The organism is Brachybacterium massiliense, assembly GCF_900184245.1.
Taxonomy (GTDB): domain Bacteria; phylum Actinomycetota; class Actinomycetes; order Actinomycetales; family Dermabacteraceae; genus Brachybacterium; species Brachybacterium massiliense.
The window spans coordinates 1-17,393 of the sequence record NZ_FXXB01000002.1; the positions used below are offsets into that span (position 1 = coordinate 1).

The window sequence follows — 17,393 nt, forward strand, 5'->3', positions numbered from 1 at the left end:
CCGCAGGCCCCCGGGGGGGGGGGGGCCCCCCCCCGCCCCCCGCCCGCCCCCGGCACACTCGACACGTCCCCTTCGACCAGGAGCCCTTACATGGCCACCACCCCGCTCCCGCTCCGAGCGCTTCTCACCGTCGCCGCCCTCGCAGCTCTCACAGTCGCCTGCACGCCCCGCACCCCCACCGAGCCCACCCAGGACACCACCGCCGTCAACTACGTCCTGGACGGCGACACCATCGAGGTCACCGACGCCGCCGGCAGCAGCCAGCGCGTGCGCCTCCTCGGCATCAACACCCCCGAGGTGCCGCACGACGACGAGCCTGGCCAGTGCGGGGGAGAGGCCGCCGCCGAGCAGCTGCGCACGCTGCTTCCCGAAGGCACCACCGTCGAACTCGTCAGCGACCCCGAGGCCGACGACGAAGACCGCTACGGCCGACTCCTGCGCTACGTCGAGCTCGAGGACGGCACCGACGCCGGCGCCGCCCTCATCGCCGCCGGCTACGCCTATGCCTGGGCACCCTCGAACGAACCCGCACCAGCGCGCACGGCAGACTACGAGGTAGCCACCGCCACAGCCCGTGACGCCGGTGCCGGCTCATGGGGCACCTGCCCCGACCTCGACCAGAGCAAGTGATCAGCCATGACGGCACCCACACCAAGCCTCCGACCCGCACGATGGCGAGACATCCCCCTCGCCGCGTGGATCCTCTCGCGCGCCTTCACCAACGAGTCCCGCGTCGGCCGCCGCATCCACTACCGACGCCTCGCACAGCTGCACGCCCTCGCCGTCACGCCGTTCTTCCTACTCATCGGGATCTACAGCACCGTGCCCCGGAATCTCTACCTCGACCCGTCCCGCACCGGGATGGTCGCCGCCGCGCCCAGCCGCAGCCTTCGCAACCTCACCGGAGGTATCGCCGTGATCGCGTTCCTCGTTGCCGTCGGCGTGCCCCTCAGTCTCGCCGCGAGGCTCGAACCAGGGAACGTACTTGAGGTGGCGACCGTCCTCGCCGCGACGCTCTGTGTCGCGCTACTCATCGACGCGATGATCGGCAGCCGCCACAACCGACAAGAGAGGAAGCAGCTGCGCCAGCACCGACAGAAGATCCCGGCCGGGGAGCGTTGGGACCTCATGATGCTCGCGCAGCTCCCCGGCACCGACCCCACCGCAGCGCGGCTCGCTCACGCCCTCCTGCGCACCGTCGTACCTCCTCACGCGATCGTCACCGCCAGCGCGCACACCACCAAGCTGCACAAGCAGTACATGCGGTACGGATTTACCCCGGCCCGCGGACGACAGCTCTTCTACATCGTCCCGAATCGCGACCCGGCCACGTGGTCCGAGTGCAGCAACGGGAGGGGCCGCCTCGCCCGCCGACCCCTCCCGCCTACTCACTGCCGGTGTCGCCCGCCGCGACCCCGACGAGTCCGACCCCGCTCCGCCTCGAGCAGCCGCAGCACAGCTGCGCCGAGATTGAGCATCGCCGTCACCAGTGCCACCGCCATGACCAGCGCCTCCGCGATCTCCCGACTCACCTCCTCCCGCCGAGTGGGCGCGCCAGCCTACGCGCGAGCCCTGACGATCCGGATGACCTCCTCCTAGAGGTCGCAGATCCTTTCGGTGCCGTAGTCCGCGGGTGCGGCACACATACCGGTGAGACCCGCCCACTGGGCGCTATGTCCCTCCGGTCGATCGGACGCGAAGCGTCCGGCTGGCGGGGCGGAAAGGATCACCCATGTGTCAGTTCACTGAACGTGACCCGATCAAGCGACCCCGGCCCGGCACTCGCTGCCGCTACACGGACCAAGTGGCCGGCGCCGACGGTTGCGGGAGCACCCTGCTGCTGCTCCTGCCCGCGGCCGCCCTCGTGCAGGGGGTGCTGCCCGGTAGCCGCGACCTTCCCGACTAGGCATATTCAGCACCACATGGGCGGAGGCCCGGGAGTGCCGGCCGGATGCCTGCACTGCGTCGGCGCTCCTAGCGGGGATGAGCCGCTGCCCAGCACCGCCCGCCGCCCACGCCCAGGTAACGTATTCGACGTGGCCCGCATCCCAGCGCTTTCCCCCGGCGGCGGTGGAATCGGCCGATGTCGCTTTCACCGGGACCGACCTGCGCCACCTTCCCGCCGCCCTGGCTCACGCCCGTCGGGGTCGACGGATCATGACCGGGAACATCGTCCTGGCCCTGGCGATCATCGTGGTGCTGTTCCCCCTGGCGCTGTTCGGTGTGCTGGGCCTGGCAGCGGTGGTGCTCGTGCACGAGGCGGCCGAAGTCGTCGTCATCGCCAACGGCATGCGCGCCGCGCGCCGCCCGGGCCTCTCGACCAGACACCCTCGCGATCCTGTTGAGAAGGATCTGCGCGAGACGACCGCCACCCGATGAGGCGGAGCACCGAGCGCACGATCGCACTGGCGACGATGCCTCGCGCACGAGGAACCGCCCTGCGAAAGTCGAAGTTACCGGAGGCGAAGTAGATTCTTCGAGGCTATCCTCGTGTGATGTCGGTCGATGAGCTGTCCGTAAGTGCCCAGAACTATCTGAAGGCGATCTGGGGACTGTCCGAGTGGAGTGATGAGCCGGTGACGTTGACGCTGATCGCGCAGCGTGCCGGAGTCGCCCCGTCGTCCGCCTCTGACGCGGTGCGGAAGCTGACCGAGCAGGGTCTGCTGTCCCACGCGAGGTACGGCTCGGTCGAGCTGACGGAGGTCGGTCGCGCGTACGCCCTGGTGATGGTGCGGCGCCATCGACTGATCGAGACGTTCCTGGTGGAGATGCTCGGGTATCGGTGGGACGAGGTCCACGAGGAGGCCGAGCAGCTCGAGCACGCCGTCTCGGACTTGATGGTGGAGAGGATCGATGAGACTCTGGGCCGTCCCCGGCGTGATCCGCACGGCGATCCGATCCCTGCAGCGGACGGGACGGTAACCGTGCCGGATGCGCGGCGTCTCACCGACGTCGGAGCGGAGGGCAGGTTTGTGGTCGAGCGGATCTCGGACTCGGACCCGGCGATGTTGCAGTTCTTCGAGTCTCAGGGCATCGGAGTCGGGGCCACGCTTGTGGTCGCGGCAGGGGCCCCGTTCTCCGATGCGCTGGAAGTCCGTGCTGAAGAATCGGGCTCTCCAACGTTGCTGGGACAGCCCGCGACAGATGCCCTCTACGTCTCAGCGGATCCGACCTGATCCTCACGCCGGCGAGCCTTCTCGCGCCGATACCGGCGAGCTCCGACCTTTTTGCTGAGCAGACCGTGCTTCGGACTGATGAGGTAGACGAGTGCGAAGGCGCATCCCTGGGTGAGGACGACGAGGCCACCGGGTGAGGCGTCGACCCAGTAGCTGATGTAGATCCCGACCACGGAACAGAGTGACGAGAGGACCGGCGCGATCACGAGCATTCGCCCGAAGCGGTCGGTGAGCAGGTAGGCCGTCGCTCCGGGAATGATGAGCATCGCGACGACGAGCACCACTCCCACGACCTGGAGGGCGGCAACTGCAGTCAGTGCCAGTAGGCCCAGCAGCAGCGCACCGAGGAAGCGGGGAGACAGGCCGATGGCGTGGGCGTGTGTCGGGTCGAAGGCATAGAGCGTGAGGTCGCGACGTTTGAACACCAGGGCGATAAGAGCCACGGCTGCCAGGATCGCGATCTGGACGAGATCTGCGCGGGAGACGCCGAGGATGTTGCCGAAGATGATGTGGTTGAGATCGGTCTGGCTGGGCGTGACCGAGATCAGGACCAGCCCGAGAGCAAAGAGAGTGGTGAAGACGATGCCGATAGCGGCGTCCTCCTTCACGCGGCTTGTCCCTCGGACGAGCCCGATCATTCCGACCGCCAGGAACCCGAACACGACCGCGCCGATCGCGAACGGGACCCCGAGGATGTAAGCGAGGACGACTCCGGGGAGGACGGCGTGAGAGACGGCGTCCCCCATGAGCGACCATCCGATGAGCACCAGCCAGCACGACAGCAGCGCGCACACCACGGCGGCGATCACGGTCGTGACGAGCGCACGGGTCATGAAGTCGTAGGAGAGCGGCTCGAGGAGCCAGTCGAGCGGCGTCATGCGGCGCCCTCCTGCTGCAGAACGTCCAGGCCGAAGGCGAGAGCGAGCCTCTCGGGTGTGAGGGCCTCTTTCACCGGGCCGTGGAAGAGGATGGTTCGCAGCAGCAGCACGGCGTCGTCGGCGAGCTGCGGCAGAGCATGGAGGTCGTGGGTGGAGACCAGGACGGTACGGCCGTCGTCAGCGAGTGCGCGGAGAAGATCGACGATGGTGGCTTCGCTGCGCTTGTCCACGCCGGCGAAGGGCTCATCCAGCAGCATGATCCGTGCGTCCTGGGCGATCCCGCGGGCGACGAAGGCGCGTTTCTTCTGCCCGCCGGAGAGCTGGCCGATCTGTCGATCGGCGTACTCCGTGAGCTCCACCCTCTCCAAGGCTTCGTCCACAGCGATGCGGTCAGCGGGGCGAACTCGGCGCGTGGCGCCCTGGTGGCCGTACCTTCCCATCATCACGACGTCTCGGACGGAGACGGGGAAAGCCCAGTCGACGTCCTCGCTCTGGGGGACGTATCCGACGAGTCCTCGCCGCCTGGCCTGCGCCGGCTGCGCGCCATTCAGCAGGACGCTGCCTGCGTCAGGCCGGACCATGCCGGTGATCGCCTTGAACAAGGTGGACTTTCCGGAGCCGTTCATTCCGATCAGCCCCGTCACCGCACCCGCCCGCACCGCAACAGATACGTCGTCGAGGGCGAGTACATCGCCGTAGCGGACGGTGACACCTTTGACATCGATCGCCGCTGTCGTCATGAGTCCTCTCCGGTGAGTCCCGCAGTGATGGTGTCCGCATCGTGGCGGATCAGATCCAGGTACGTGGGCACCGGGCCGCCTTCCTCGGAGAGCGAGTCCACGAACAGCGTTCCTCCGAAGCGTGCATTCGTAGCACCCACAACCTGCTGCATGGGGTCGTCGGAGACCGTCGACTCGCAGAACACGGCGGGGACCTCGTTCTCGTCGACGAACTCGATCGCGGAGGTGATCTGCTGCGGGGTCGCCTGCTGCTCGGCGTTGACGGGCCAGATGTACTTCTCGGTCAGCCCGGCATCTCGGGCGAGGTAGGAGAATGCGCCCTCGCAGGTCACCAGCGCTCTCTGGCTGGTCGGAAGACTTTCGAGCTCGCCCGTCAGGTCATCTTGGACCTGCTGGAGCTGCTGCTTGTAGGTCTCCCCGTTCCTCTCGTAGTCCTCAGCGTGTTCCGGGTCGAGATCGCTGAACGCCGCGACCATGTTGTCGACGTAGACCTGCACGTTCTTCGGGCTCATCCAGGCGTGCGGGTTGGGCTTGCCCGCGTAGGCGTCCCCCGCGATGTCGATGGGATCGATCCCCTCCGAGACCACGACATGAGGCACATCGACTTCCTCGACGAACTGGCCGAACCACACCTCCAGGTTCAAGCCGTTGTCCAGGATCAGGTCGGCATCCGAGGCCTTCCGGATGTCTCCCGGCGTCGGCTCGTACCCGTGGATCTCCGCGCCAGGCTTCGTGATCGACTCGACCACGAGGTGGTCGCCCGCGACATTCTCCGCGATGTCCTCCAGCACGGTGAACGTCGTCAACACCACCGGCTTCTCTCCGTCGTCGGCAGGATCCTGTCGGGCACCACCGGAGCAGCCGGTGAGCACCAGCGCCGCACTCGCAACGACTGCGCCGAGCACAGCCTTCCATCGCCCTTGCACGTGCATCGGTGACCTCTCTTCGTTCATGACCACAGGCGTGGTCACTTCCGGACCGTCAGATCCTAAGGTTCGCCATGCCGAAGTCCCAAACCCGGCGTGGCGTACACTTGGCGGCCGTCGGGCTTGATATCACTACATGTGGCATCCCTATGGGGTGCGGACCCAACATCTAGTAGTTCGAGGTCGGGTGGGTGTGACGACGGCTAAGGAGGGATCAATGACGGCAGGTATCGAGCGCGCAGCGCCGGAGCTCGGAACACGTGACCTGACGCCACAGGAGTCAGCAGATCTCGTGTTCTTCTCGAGCGTCTCCGAGAACACGCTGCGCTTCGTGGAGAGGCTGGGGCGGCCTGCGGTGCGGATCCCGCTCCGACCCCGTGTCGAGGGGATGATCCGCGTGTGTCGCCCCTTCGTTCTGGTGGTTCCCACCTACGGCGGAGGCGAGCAGGCCGGGGCCGTGCCGAAGCAGGTCATCGCCTTCCTCAACGATTCCGTCAATCGCGCGCTGCTGCGCGGGGTCATCACCGCGGGCAACACCAACTTCGGCGAGCACTACTGCCTCGCCGGCCCCGTCATCTCGCGCAAGTGCGGCGTCCCGGAGCTCTATCGCTTCGAGCTCCTGGGCACCCAGCGCGACATTGAGCGCGTGAACGAAGGGCTCGACCTCTTCTGGTCACGGACAGCCGCGACGAACGAAATGAACAACGAACAGAGGAGAACAGCATGACCGCCACAACAGCTGCAGAGGGCTCCATCACGCCTCCGGGATACCGGCACGACCCCAGCGCACCGCTACGGCCGATCAACTGGAACCGCGTGAGCGACGAGAAGGACCTCGAGATCTGGAACCGCCTAACCTCGAACTTCTGGCTGCCCGAGAAGGTGCCCCTGTCCAACGACCACCAGGCCTGGCAAGCACTAGCACCTCATGAACGCACCCTCACCATGCGAGTCTTCACCGGACTCACCATGCTCGACACCGTGCAGGCCACAGTCGGAGAGATCTGCCAGATCCAGGACGCCCGCACCGAGCACGAGGAAGCCGTCTACACCAACATCGCCTTCATGCAGTCCGTCCACGCCCGCTCGTACTCTTCCGTGTTCTCAACACTGACCAGTACCCGCGAGATCGACGAGGCCTACCAGTGGGCGATTGGCAACGACCTGCTCCAGACGCGATGCAAGAAGGTGCTGCACCACTACTACGGACCCGACCCCCTCAAGCGGAAGGTGTCCTCCACCCTGCTCTCCAGCCTGCTGCTCTACGCCGGCTTCTACCTGCCACTGCACTTCTCCGTGCGCGCCACGCTCACCAACACCGCCGACATGATTCGCCTAATCCTGCGCGACAAGGCCGTGCACGGCTACTACTCGGGGTACAAGTACCAGCGAGGGCTCGAGGCGCACCCCGACCGCCGGGACGAGATGGAGGAGTTCACGTACGCCCTGCTCGAGGAGCTCTATGAACTCGAACTCGACTACTCCGGCGAACTCTACGAACCCCTCGGCCTTATGGACGATGTCGCTGGCTTCGTGCGCTATAACGCAAACAAATCCCTCATGAACCTCGGCTACCCCGCACGATTCACCGCCGATGAGACGGCGGTCCGCCCCGAAATCCTCGCAGCCCTCGCCCCCGGCGCTGACGAGAACCATGACTTCTTCAGCGGTTCCGGCTCCAGCTACGTCATCGGTAAGGCCGAGCACACCAGCGACGACGACTGGGACTTCTGACCTAAGAATTGCCCCACGAAAAACCCTCAAGTAAGGATCACCTCCCCTTGTGTAAGAGCATCTCCGTCATAGTCGGCAGCTTGCGTCGTGAATCTTACGCGCGCAAAATCGCGCTAAACGCAATCAAGCACTTCCCCGACGGGTACAGCGCGCGCATCCTTGAAATTCGTCATTTACCGCTCTATGATTTCGATTATGACGACCCCGAAGTGGTCGACAAAGCCACTCCGCCGGAGTATACGACGTTTCGGCGCGATATCAAGGCTTCGGCAGGCGTTCTGTTCGTTACGCCAGAGAATAACCGCACCATCCCCGCTTGCCTAAAGAACGCCATCGACATTGGCTCTAAGCCCAATAATGACGTAGCTTGGAAGAACCTGCCCGCGGGAATAATTAGCCATTCGGTTGGGCGCATGGGAGGGTATAGCTCGCAGAAAAATCTTAAGCTAGCCTTGTCTTACTTCGACATGCCTATGCCCGGCCAGCCCGAAGTTTTTATTGGCCAATCTCCGACCTTGGTCAGCGCGAGCGGGGCTATTACTTCCGAAAAAACTATTGAGTTCCTTCGGGATTATGTTCACCGATTTATTGAGCTAGTCGACGCTCGCCGCGACATTAACCGAGGGGGCAGGCCTAGCTAGGCTAAACCTTGCGAAAGCTTGTGGAGACGAACCTACGCTGCCAGCCTGCTGCTCGTAGTCAGAAAACGTGGTGAGCAAAGGTTCGCCGAAAACTATCAACGGATCCACAGCGCCCGCAGGCCTCATCTTCGCCGGACGCAGTTTCGCCACCTGTCGGATATTATGGACTTGGTTTCCCTGGTGCCGCCCTCGCTGTAGAGAATCTCCTATTTTTACACCGACTCAAGCTCCTCTCTGTTCGTTATATATAACGGCAGTTTGAGGTTACTCATTGCACCAACCCCCGCCTCTTGCCTTATCTAGGGTAGCTACGTTTATGCTTATGGATGCACGTCAGATTCGGACTGCCTACTTTCAGTATTTTCAGGAACGTGGTCACGCTCTTCTCCCCCGCGCCAGCCTCATCTCTAAAGAAGGTGATGGCACATTGTTTACCGGTAGCGGGATGCAGCCGCTGATGCCCTACCTGCTTGGTGCGCCCCATCCGGCCGGGACGAAGTTGACGAACAGTCAGCCGGCAGTGCGCGTGCAGGATATCGATGAAGTCGGCGACAATCGACATACCACTTTCTTCGAAATGCTAGGAAACTGGAGCCTCGGAGACTATTACAAGGAAGAACAGATCCGTTGGTTCTTTGACTTCCTTACCCGCATCGTCGGGTTGGATCCTTGCCGGTTGTATGTGACCGCGTTCGCCGGTGATGAGCAAGCGGGCATCCCGCGAGACGAGGAGGCCGCACAGATCTGGCAGCGGGTTTTCGCTGAGCATGCAATTGACGCCCAGATCGCGGTGGTCGGCAGCCAGGCCGATGGGGACGTCCGTGGAATTCGTTCGGGCGAGAGAATTTTCTTCTATGGCGATGGAGAGAACTGGTGGAGTCGCGGAAGGGGCCTGGCAGGTACCCCGCTTCGTGACCCATGCGGGCCGGACAGCGAGGTGTTCTACGATTTCGGTCCCGAACACCATGACCCGTCCTATGGTCTTCCGCATCCGGCTAGCGAAAGTGGCCGGTTTATGGAGATCGGAAATCAAGTGTTCATGCAGTACCAGCGGCGGCGTGATGGAAGCTTCGCTCCGCTTGCTCACCGAAACGTCGACTTTGGTGGTGGCCTGGAAAGGATCGCGGCGGCTGCAAACAACAACCCAGATGTGTTCCTGGTTAGTCTGTTGCGCCCAATTATCGAGCACTTGGAGAATCTCAGTGGCCGCTCCTACCGGCAATGTATGGCTAGTATGCGTATTGTCGCCGACCACCTACGAGCTTCGGTCTTCATGATCGTGGACGGCGTGCGGCCGACGAACAAGGATCGAGGGTATGTCCTACGTCGTCTCATCCGCCGGGCAATTATTTATGCGCAAGACCTTGACATTCGGGAGTACTCTCTGCCCGCTACGGTTCCGGTAGTCATCTCCCTCTACGCCCGAGATTATCCGGAGGTCAGCGAGAACTCTGAGACGATTGTGAGGGTACTTGAAAAGGAAGAACGTGTTTTTCGGCAAACCCTCCGAAGGGGGCTGAGGGAATTGCATCGGCGAGGCCCCGCGGGGGTGACTGGAGAGGATATCTTTACCCTCTACGATACCTTCGGGTTCCCCTCCGAGCTAGCAGTGGAGGAGGTGCTCAAGCACGGTTACGAACTGTCTTCGGACTGGCGGGAAGAATTTGAGCGGGGTATGCATAAGCAGCGCGCGCGATCTCGATCAACTCTGTAAGGTAGACCTGTACGAATCGACTCCGGGAGCGACTCTCCGCGGTATCGCGGAGGACCTCGGGATCGTCCGAGGCGCGCTGCGGCAGTGGCTGGAGACCCACGGGAGTGGGAAGAAGACCGCGGCCGACGGCACGCTGACCGACAGTCCGTTGTGGTCCGCGCCGAGGCCCAGCACGGTCGATCCTGATGAGTCGCTCGAGCAGCGCGTTGCCCGCCTGGAAGCAGAGAACGCTCAGCTCAGAGCCGAGACGACCAAGCTCACCACGGAACGGGAGATCCTCCAGAAGGCCGCGAAGTACTTCGCCGGGGAGACGCGCTGGTGAGTCGCTTCCAGTTCGTCGCCGACCATTCCGCCACCTACCCGGTGAAGCGACTGTGCGAGCTCGTCGAGATCGAGCGTTCCTCCTACTACGCCTGGCAGAGCGGGGCCCCCGCACGGGCCGAGAGAGCCGCCCACGATGCGGAGCTGCTGGAGCGGATCCGTGTCATCCACAGCGAGGACGATGCTCAGGGTGTTCCGCGGATCACGGCCGAGCTCAACGACGGTGCCGCACTCGAAGACCGCGTGAACCACAAGCGGGTCGCCCGCGTGATGCGGGCCGCTGGACTCGCGGGGTTCGTCAAGAAGCGCCAGCATCGCACGACGGTGCCGGAGCCAGCCGACCAGGCAGTCCCCGACCTGCTGGGCCGGGACTTCACCGCCGAGGCACCGAACCAGCGCTACGTCGGCGACATCACCTACCTGCCGCTGTCCGAGGCCGGCGGGGGCGGCAACCTATATCTCGCGACCGTGATCGACTGCTACAGCCGCCGCTTGCTGGGCTGGGCCATCACCGATCACATGCGCACCGACCTCGTCGCCGACGCGCTCAAGGCCGCTGCCGAGACCCGCGGATCGCTGGCCGGCGCGATCTTCCACAGCGACCACGGCCCGGTCTACACCTCGAAGGCCTATGCCGAGCTCTGCGCCCAGCTCGGACTGACCCAGTCGATGGGAGCTGTCGTTTCCAGCGCCGACAACGCAATGGCGGAGTCCTTCAACGCGACAGCGAAGCGCGAAGTCCTCCGCGACGCTGCGTGCTTCACCGACGAACTAACCTGCCGTCGAAAGATGTTCCGCTGGTTGACCCGCTACAACACCAAGCGCCGCCACTCCTGGTGCCGCTATCAGCCCCCGAACACCTACGAACGCGCCTACTCCGATAAGCTCGCGCTCGCAGCGTAAACAACCCCCGTGTCCACGAACCGGGGGTAGGGCCCTGGTGACGAAGGTTCCTTGGGTCGCTAGGCCGTGGTTCAGATCCCCAGTTGGTTACGCGTCCCGTCGCCTGTCTGGGCGGAGACTCTGGATGTTTTGGAGTCGGAGGCTGTTGTGGACGACGAAGACGGAGGAGAGGGACATCGCAGCGGCGGCGATCAGAGGGTTCAGCAGACCGGCGGCGGCGATCGGGATGGCAGCGATGTTGTAGGCGAAGGCCCAGATCAGGTTGGTGCGGATGGTGCGGTTGGTCGCGCGGGCGAGCGTGATGGCGTCCGCGATCGCGTAGAGATCATCTCGGACGAGGATGATGTCAGCGCTCTTCAGGGCGACGTCGGTGCCGGTGACGATTCCGAGTCCGAGGTCCGCGGCGGCGAGGGCGGGTGCGTCGTTGATGCCGTCGCCGACCATGGCGACGCGGTGCCCCTCGGCCTGGAGCTGTTCGATCACGGCGACCTTCTCGGCGGGCAAGACGCCGGCACGGACGTCCGGGATGCCGAGGGAGCCTGCGACCCGCTCGGCAGCCGCCGGGGTGTCCCCTGTGAGCAGCACCGTCCGCAGCCCGAGCCCGTGCAGTGCGGCGACGGCCTCCGCGGCGTCCTCCTTGACCGCATCGGAGAGGGTGACCACTCCGATGACCTCGGCGCCTCGCGCGACCAGCGCTGTGGAGCGACCTGTCTGCTCGGCCTCGCTGACGACTTCCTCCATCGGCCCGCTGAGGTGGGCGCCCAGTTCGTGCATGAAGGCGGGGCTTCCGACGGCGATGATCTCACCATCGATCGTTGCGCTGATCCCGTGACCGGGGGAGACGATGTGCTCGGTGGCGGCGGGGATGTCGGCGACCATGGTCGCGGCGTGGGTGCGGAGCGCTTCGGCGACGGCGTGCTCGGAGGACGCCTCGACGCCCGCGGCCAGACGCATCAGCTGCTCAGCTGTGACTCCGTGGGGGTGGATGTCGACGACGCGCGGAGCGCCGATCGTGAGGGTTCCGGTCTTGTCCAGGACGACGGTGGTGACCTTGCCGCTGGCTTCGAGAGCGTCCTGGCCCTTGACCAGGACCCCGAGCAGCGCGCCGCGTCCGACGCCGACCATCAGCGCGGTGGGGGTGGCGAGGCCGAGGGCGCAGGGGCAGGCGATGATCAGCACGCTGATCCCGTTGGTCACCGCAGTGGACAGGTCTGCACCGGAGAGGAGCCAGGCACACGCGACGAGCACGGTGAGGACGAGGACGACGGGCACGAAGACTCGCACCACGGCGTCGACGAGGTGCTGGACCTGGGCCTTGCGGATCTGCGCCTGCTCGGCGATGGCGGCCATCTGTGCGAGCTGAGTGTGGGCACCGACCCGGGTCGCCTCGAGGGCGAGGATCCCGTCCGCGGAGACGGTGCCGCCTATGACCTCGACGCCCGGTCCTACGGTGCGGTGGAGGGATTCCCCGGTCATCGCACCGGTGTCGAGGGAGGCGGTGCCCTCGATGATCCGGCCGTCGACGGCGATCGTCTCGCCGGGGCGCACGATCACGACGTCCCCGGTGCGGAGCTCCTCGACCGGCACAATCGTCTCGACCCCGTCACGTCGACGGCGGGCCTCCCGTGCCCCGAGGGCGGACAGCGCGCCGAGCACGTCGCCGGCGCGGCGCCGGCTACGGGTCTCGAAGTAGCGGCCTGCGAGCTGGAAGGTCGTCAGTCCCGCGGCGACATCGAGGTACAGGGCGTTGGCGCCCTCGGGGACCTCTCCGATGCCGAGCCACACGCCGTCGGCGGCGTCGATGCCCGCGAGCATCGAGACCAGGGCCCAGCCGAACGAGGTGAGGATGCCGATGGAGACCAGGGTGTCCATGCTGACGGAGCGGTTCTGCAGGTTCCTCCAGGCGGCCCGGTGGAAGGGCCATGCCGCCCACGTGACCACGGGGACCGCCAGGAGAACGCACAGCAGCTCCCAGCCGGGGAAACGCCACTGCTCCACGAGCGCCAAGGCGATGGTGACGTCCATCAGCGGAACGGTGAGCAGGGCTGCGGCGATGAGCCTGCGCCGCAGGCTCACGATGCGGTTCTCGTTGGCGCGGCGCGACCACTCGTCGTCCTGGTCGTCGTGCACGGCAGCGTCGTACCCGGCGCCGCGGATGACGTCGACCGCCTGCGCCGGCGAGGCGATGCCCGCGACGACGGCGCGCTCGGTGGCGTAGTTGACGGTGGCGCTGACGCCGTCGAGCTTGTTCAGCTTCCGCTCGATGCGGTTCGCGCATGCCGCGCAGGTCATCCCGGAGACGTCGAAGGTGTACCGCTCCTCCAGGGAGGGGGCCGTCGGGGCGGCCTGTGCGGTGGGCGTGTGGTTCATCGGGTGCGCTCCCTGTCCGAGAGTCTCTTGAGCATGTCGTTGTAGGCGTCGAACTCGGTGTCCAGGCCGCGGTCGAGGTGCCGATCCCGTCGGCGGGCCTCCTTGTCGTCCTGGCGTGCCCATTGGATGCACAGTGCGACGATCGCGATGATCAGCGGGATCTCCCCGCCCGCCCAGGCCACCGCGCCGGCCATCTTCTGCGACTCCCACAGGTTCGCCCAGGGCAGTGCGAGGTAGTCGTAGTAGGTCTGGGCGAACAGCGTGGGTGCGGAGTAGATCGCCACTCCGAAGAAGGCGTGGAAGGGCATCGCGGCGAAGGTGTAGCCGAGCTTCCCGATGTGGGGCAGCGGGCGCGGCGGACGGTCCACGCCGATGATCAGGCTGTAGTACGCGTATCCCGTGGCCAGGAAATGGAGGTTCATCAGCTGGTGGGCCCAGTGGAAGCGCATCATCGTGCCGAACAGCGGGGTGAAGTACAGGCCGTAGTAGGAGCCGATGAAGATGATGAACACGACCGCCGGGTGGTAGAGGGTCCGCAGCAGCCGCCAGTGCAGGACCTGCGTCACCCACGAGTGCACGCCCGCCCGGCGTCGATCCGCGCGCGCGGTGCGCAGGATCAACGTGATCGCCCCGCCCTGGACCAGGAGGATCGGAGCGAGCATCGACAGGCTCATGTGGACCACCATGTGCACGCCGAAGTCGGGAGCGGAGTACTTTCCGAACCCGGAGCTCGTGGCCCCGAGGACGACCAGCCAGCCGCCACACCACAGCAGTACGCGGCTGATGGGCCATCTCGTGCCCCGGCGGCGCAGGACGATCACCATCGCAAGATAGGACGCGATGCCGACGACCGCGAGGACGGCGAACAGCAGGTTGAGCCTCCCTGTGCTCACCAGCGTCGCGAAGGTCGGGGGATCCGGGACCTCGAACCCCATGAACACCTCAGGGATGCTCGTGGGCACGAAGTACTGCGGCGGCGGAATGCGAGTCATCGCCGCACCGGTAGTCACCCACATGGTGATCAGCAGGGCCGGGACCGCCATCCGATGCGATCCCCTGCGACGCATCACCACGAGAGAGACCACGAGCGCTGCCAGAAGAGCAAGACGCACCAGGGCCAGAACGCCGGTCACGCTCTCCCACGGATCGCTCCCCGCGAGCTTGAACCACGTCACCACGAGCTCCGCCGCGAGCACGACAGCCGCCCCGACCAGACCGACGCGGAGGACGAGCCCCTCATCGAGAGGGCCCCGCTCCCCGGTGCGGATCAGCCGCACCGCGGCGGTGACCAGGACCGGTCCGAGGAGGACTCCTGCCGCGATGGTCTGGAGCGCGCCGGCATCCCCGCCGATGTCATGGTTCGGACCGACGAGGATCTGCCCCACCACCACCGGCGCCAGCGCGCCGACGATCCCCGCCCACAGCCCCGGCAGCAGCGTCGTCCAGCGCGTTCCCCAGTAGGAGCACAGCCACAGGACCAATGCTCCGATCAGGGTCACCGTCCACGCGCGGGGCATGTAGCCGAACATGTAGAGCGGCCCGAACGCCCCCGGCTCCAAGAGGCGTCCCAGCTCGACACCGTTGGACTCGGGTGCAGCGACGATCACGTTCGCCGCCGCCAGCACGGTCCAGGCGCCCGACGCCCAAGTGAGGAGGCGCAGGTCCGGGCCGAATCGCAGACGACCTGCCTCGCTCTTCCCGCGCGGATGCAGGAACAGCACCGCGACGACGGCGCCCAGGGAGACCACTGCCGCGAGATCGGCGGCGCCGCGTAGCGCAGCAGAAGTCACGGCCGTCCCCGTCCCGGGGAAACCTCGGTGGATGTCCTCGTACAGGGAGGGGCCGCCGAGCAGGCTCGCCACCACAGCGGGCAGCGCCGCGAGGAGGAGCGCACCGAGCGCCACGGCCCCTGCTCTTTGCTTCACCACGCCGACTCTACAAGATGTCGAATAAGGGTCTCGGAGAGCCAGGTCGCGATGTCGCGGACGTCTCCCGCGCGCGACTCAGCGATGCTCGGGGCGCAGCTGTCGGCTCAGTGCGCGCGAAGACGGCAAGGCTTCCGGCGCACAGCCCTGCGGATGGAGCGCGCTGACTCGAGCAGCACGAACTCCCAGTTCACGGGAGGGGGCAAGGCGGTTGAGGGCGGCCAGGGCCTCCCGCAGGTGGGCCGGACCCACCTTCGAGGCTGCAGCGTCATCCGCAGCCAGCTCGGTGAGCAGCGTGATCCGTGAAGCGAGCTCTCGTCGCAGGCCGGAGCGTTTGGGCAAGCATGCGGCGTGCCACGCTCCAAGCCTCCTCAGCAGCGTGTGGTGCTGTCTGAGATGCGCTGCCTCATGGGCGAGAACAGCGGACAGGTATGAGGGCGGCAGCGCGTGCCGGACAGCGCGCGAGACGAAGATCGATGGCCTCGCGCCCGGGACGGCCACGGCCACATAGCGCGGGTCCTCGATCTCCACGACGGTGATGGCGCCCATCTGCCAGGAGTCTGTCCGTCGACGGGAGAGCAGTTCAATGATGCTCGGCCGTTCGCCATCTTCCTCGCCGAGATCGACCCGACCCGGCTGGGCAAGAGATCCCGCGATACCAAGACCTCCGAGCCCGGCCCAGGCGATGAGCGTCAGGGCCAACCCCTCGATCGGAGCGCCAGCAGAGCTCGTCGACAGCGACAGCGCGGCCGCGACGAGAACGGCCACGATCGTCACGACTAACCCCAGTGCACCGGCGAGAGCCCACGCCATCAGCGCGCGACGTGGACGACGGATCTGCCACCCCCCACGTGTGAGAAGACACGCCGATAGCGGGACGGCGGCGAGGCCTGCCACCATAGGCCCGACGATCGCCCAGATCATTGTCGATCGCGGCGAGAGCGCCGTGAGGTGATCGCATCCATCACCAGATCGAGGTCGGCCTCAGAGAGGTTGTCCGTGAAAGCCATCAGCGCATCCTTGCGGTCCTGCGCGTCCTCGAGCACCTCGACCATATCTGCGGCATGCGCCTGCGCACTGCTGACGGCTGCTTCGAAGGTGACTCGACGGGGGGAAAGGGCTCGTCGGGTGACCATCCCCTTCGTCTCGAGCCGGGACAGCACCGTCAGGACCGTGGTCTGGGCGGGTGCGGGATCATCGAAGGTCGCCTGAATCGCGCTGGCACTAAGTGGTGCGGCGGCGGTCCATAAGGCGCGCATCACCAGAGCCTCTAGCGCGCCGGCAGACCGAGATCTCACGCCCGCCATGACCCCACCGCTTCCTGTTGTCTGTATGCCTGCAGCGTGCCACACGGTATCGCAGTCCAGTGGACGCGCCGCGCCTTACTAGTTCTACGACGTGTAGAGTTAAGTACTGTGATTGAGTCTCCCTGGTCCTTCGTGCTGACCGCCATCTTCCTCGCAACGGCCGTACTTTGCGCACTGCACCTCGCTCAGAGCCGTCGTGTGCCCGCCGCAATGACCACCGAGTCCGTGCACGACTCCCACAATGGGCCGATAGCGACGGCAGTGCACGTGAACCATCTCGTGATGAGCCTGGCGATGCTGCTGATGGTGTGGCGGCCAGTCGGCACGGCCGGGACGTGGATTCAGGTCGCCCTCTTCGCGCTCTTTGGTGTTGTGATGCTGCTCGGCCTCCCCACCGTCCACGCCGTGGGTGAGCGTGTCGCAGTGGTCAGCCACGTGATGCTCAACGCCGCGATGATCTGGATGCTGCTGGCGATGCCGCTGCTGATGGGCCACGACATGGGCGGGCCCGTCGATGCGCACGCCGGACACCACGGCGGCGGTACCGGAGACGAGATGGCGATGGAGATGACGCCGACTCCGGCCTGGGTCGAGGCCGTGAACTGGGGCGCCGTTGTTCTCAGCGCCGTGATCGCCGTGTGGTGGCTCGTGCGCCTTCTCCGCGATCCGGCGCACCGCGCCCACTCAGCCTGCCACCTCCTCATGGCCGCGGGCATGGCGCTCATGCTCGCCCTCATGTGAGCCAGTCCCCGACGTCC

16 protein-coding genes and 1 pseudogene are annotated in these 17,393 nt (G+C 65.8%); 10 read left to right on the plus strand and 7 right to left on the minus strand.

The genetic code is table 11. The features are described 5' to 3' along the window. Positions 1-90 precede the first annotated feature (90 nt). The 4 genes and pseudogenes from BN4251_RS00065 to BN4251_RS00080 all read left to right on the plus strand — a co-directional run bounded on the left by BN4251_RS00065 (position 91) and on the right by BN4251_RS00080 (position 3,176). On the plus strand, positions 91-630 hold the full coding sequence (locus BN4251_RS00065; protein ID WP_087483145.1) for a thermonuclease family protein: 540 nt from the start codon (positions 91-93) through the stop codon (positions 628-630). A 6-nt stretch (positions 631-636) separates the two neighbouring features. After that, positions 637-1,599, plus strand: coding sequence for a hypothetical protein (locus BN4251_RS00070; RefSeq protein WP_087483146.1), 963 nt, complete (start codon positions 637-639; stop codon positions 1,597-1,599). A 465-nt stretch (positions 1,600-2,064) separates the two neighbouring features. Then, positions 2,065-2,379: pseudogene (locus BN4251_RS00075) on the plus strand (heavy metal translocating P-type ATPase); the annotation flags it as partial. Between the two features lie 116 nt (positions 2,380-2,495). Then, positions 2,496-3,176, plus strand: coding sequence for a metal-dependent transcriptional regulator (locus BN4251_RS00080; protein WP_087483147.1), 681 nt, complete (start codon positions 2,496-2,498; stop codon positions 3,174-3,176). On the opposite strand, the gene BN4251_RS00085 is transcribed toward BN4251_RS00080, so the two are convergent. The 3 genes from BN4251_RS00085 to BN4251_RS00095 are packed head-to-tail and all read right to left on the minus strand — an operon-like array spanning position 3,152 to position 5,726. Further along, a complete protein-coding gene (locus tag BN4251_RS00085) occupies positions 3,152-4,054 on the minus strand; it encodes a metal ABC transporter permease (RefSeq protein WP_087483148.1) in 903 nt (300 codons plus the stop codon). The two genes, BN4251_RS00080 and BN4251_RS00085, sit on opposite strands and share 25 nt — an antisense overlap. Then, on the minus strand, positions 4,051-4,794 hold the full coding sequence (locus BN4251_RS00090) for a metal ABC transporter ATP-binding protein (protein ID WP_087483149.1): 744 nt from the start codon (positions 4,792-4,794) through the stop codon (positions 4,051-4,053). The genes BN4251_RS00085 and BN4251_RS00090 overlap by 4 nt, the downstream gene beginning before the upstream one ends. Continuing rightward, positions 4,791-5,726, minus strand: coding sequence for a metal ABC transporter substrate-binding protein (locus BN4251_RS00095; RefSeq protein WP_087483150.1), 936 nt, complete (start codon positions 5,724-5,726; stop codon positions 4,791-4,793). The genes BN4251_RS00090 and BN4251_RS00095 overlap by 4 nt, the downstream gene beginning before the upstream one ends. Positions 5,727-5,937: 211 nt before the next feature. Between BN4251_RS00095 and nrdI the strand changes: the two genes are divergently transcribed. The 5 genes from nrdI to BN4251_RS00120 all read left to right on the plus strand — a co-directional run bounded on the left by nrdI (position 5,938) and on the right by BN4251_RS00120 (position 11,033). Further along, complete coding sequence (gene nrdI / locus BN4251_RS00100; protein ID WP_087483151.1) at positions 5,938-6,447, plus strand: class Ib ribonucleoside-diphosphate reductase assembly flavoprotein NrdI; 510 nt, start codon at positions 5,938-5,940, stop codon at positions 6,445-6,447. Continuing rightward, on the plus strand, positions 6,444-7,454 hold the full coding sequence (gene nrdF / locus BN4251_RS00105; protein WP_087483152.1) for a class 1b ribonucleoside-diphosphate reductase subunit beta: 1,011 nt from the start codon (positions 6,444-6,446) through the stop codon (positions 7,452-7,454). The genes nrdI and nrdF overlap by 4 nt, the downstream gene beginning before the upstream one ends. Before the next feature lie 47 nt (positions 7,455-7,501). Continuing rightward, entirely contained in the window at positions 7,502-8,095 is a 594-nt protein-coding gene (locus tag BN4251_RS00110) for an NADPH-dependent FMN reductase (protein ID WP_087483153.1), read from the plus strand. A gap of 322 nt (positions 8,096-8,417) precedes the next feature. Beyond that, positions 8,418-9,809: an alanine--tRNA ligase-related protein gene (locus BN4251_RS00115; protein ID WP_087483192.1), complete on the plus strand. Its 1,392-nt coding sequence runs from the start codon at positions 8,418-8,420 to the stop codon at positions 9,807-9,809. Beyond that, positions 9,775-11,033, plus strand: a protein-coding gene (locus BN4251_RS00120) for an IS3 family transposase (protein WP_087483193.1) whose coding sequence is annotated in 2 segments (ribosomal slippage) — positions 9,775-10,111 and positions 10,111-11,033 — 1,260 coding nt in all. Because the reading frame shifts where the segments join, the coding sequence is not laid out codon by codon here. Before BN4251_RS00115 ends, BN4251_RS00120 begins: the two co-directional genes overlap by 35 nt. An 87-nt stretch (positions 11,034-11,120) precedes the next feature. On the opposite strand, the gene BN4251_RS00125 is transcribed toward BN4251_RS00120, so the two are convergent. The 4 genes from BN4251_RS00125 to BN4251_RS00140 form a co-directional block, all read right to left on the minus strand. Further along, positions 11,121-13,403, minus strand: coding sequence for a heavy metal translocating P-type ATPase (locus BN4251_RS00125; RefSeq protein ID WP_087483154.1), 2,283 nt, complete (start codon positions 13,401-13,403; stop codon positions 11,121-11,123). Next, the gene (locus BN4251_RS00130) at positions 13,400-15,328 is read right to left on the minus strand and encodes a cytochrome c oxidase assembly protein (RefSeq protein ID WP_212647566.1); all 1,929 of its coding nucleotides are present in this window, start codon (positions 15,326-15,328) and stop codon (positions 13,400-13,402) included. Before BN4251_RS00130 ends, BN4251_RS00125 begins: the two co-directional genes overlap by 4 nt. 78 nt (positions 15,329-15,406) lie before the next feature. Continuing rightward, positions 15,407-16,105 carry a M56 family metallopeptidase gene (locus tag BN4251_RS00135; protein WP_170931751.1) on the minus strand — a complete coding sequence of 233 codons (699 nt, stop codon included), beginning with the start codon at positions 16,103-16,105 and terminating at the stop codon, positions 15,407-15,409. A 143-nt stretch (positions 16,106-16,248) separates the two neighbouring features. Further along, the gene (locus BN4251_RS00140) at positions 16,249-16,635 is read right to left on the minus strand and encodes a BlaI/MecI/CopY family transcriptional regulator (protein ID WP_087483156.1); all 387 of its coding nucleotides are present in this window, start codon (positions 16,633-16,635) and stop codon (positions 16,249-16,251) included. A 210-nt stretch (positions 16,636-16,845) separates the two neighbouring features. Here BN4251_RS00140 and BN4251_RS00145 point away from each other — a divergent pair, with 210 nt between their 5' ends. Further along, positions 16,846-17,376 (plus strand): DUF5134 domain-containing protein, encoded by a 531-nt coding sequence (locus tag BN4251_RS00145; RefSeq protein ID WP_140398346.1) that lies wholly within the window; start codon positions 16,846-16,848, stop codon positions 17,374-17,376. Positions 17,377-17,393 lie beyond the last annotated feature (17 nt).

Excerpts from the sequence above, each read along its gene's own strand:
- BN4251_RS00065 (WP_087483145.1), top strand. The coding sequence starts at position 91 with ATGGCCACCACCCCGCTCCCGCTCCGAGCGCTTCTCACCGTCGCCGCC.
- BN4251_RS00070 (WP_087483146.1), top strand. The coding sequence starts at position 637 with ATGACGGCACCCACACCAAGCCTCCGACCCGCACGATGGCGAGACATC.
- BN4251_RS00080 (WP_087483147.1), top strand. The coding sequence starts at position 2,496 with ATGTCGGTCGATGAGCTGTCCGTAAGTGCCCAGAACTATCTGAAGGCG.
- BN4251_RS00085 (WP_087483148.1), bottom strand. The coding sequence starts at position 4,054 with ATGACGCCGCTCGACTGGCTCCTCGAGCCGCTCTCCTACGACTTCATG.
- BN4251_RS00090 (WP_087483149.1), bottom strand. The coding sequence starts at position 4,794 with ATGACGACAGCGGCGATCGATGTCAAAGGTGTCACCGTCCGCTACGGC.
- BN4251_RS00095 (WP_087483150.1), bottom strand. The coding sequence starts at position 5,726 with ATGCACGTGCAAGGGCGATGGAAGGCTGTGCTCGGCGCAGTCGTTGCG.
- nrdI (WP_087483151.1), top strand. The coding sequence starts at position 5,938 with ATGACGGCAGGTATCGAGCGCGCAGCGCCGGAGCTCGGAACACGTGAC.
- nrdF (WP_087483152.1), top strand. The coding sequence starts at position 6,444 with ATGACCGCCACAACAGCTGCAGAGGGCTCCATCACGCCTCCGGGATAC.
- BN4251_RS00115 (WP_087483192.1), top strand. The coding sequence starts at position 8,418 with ATGGATGCACGTCAGATTCGGACTGCCTACTTTCAGTATTTTCAGGAA.
- BN4251_RS00125 (WP_087483154.1), bottom strand. The coding sequence starts at position 13,403 with ATGAACCACACGCCCACCGCACAGGCCGCCCCGACGGCCCCCTCCCTG.
- BN4251_RS00140 (WP_087483156.1), bottom strand. The coding sequence starts at position 16,635 with ATGGCGGGCGTGAGATCTCGGTCTGCCGGCGCGCTAGAGGCTCTGGTG.
- BN4251_RS00145 (WP_140398346.1), top strand. The coding sequence starts at position 16,846 with ATGACCACCGAGTCCGTGCACGACTCCCACAATGGGCCGATAGCGACG.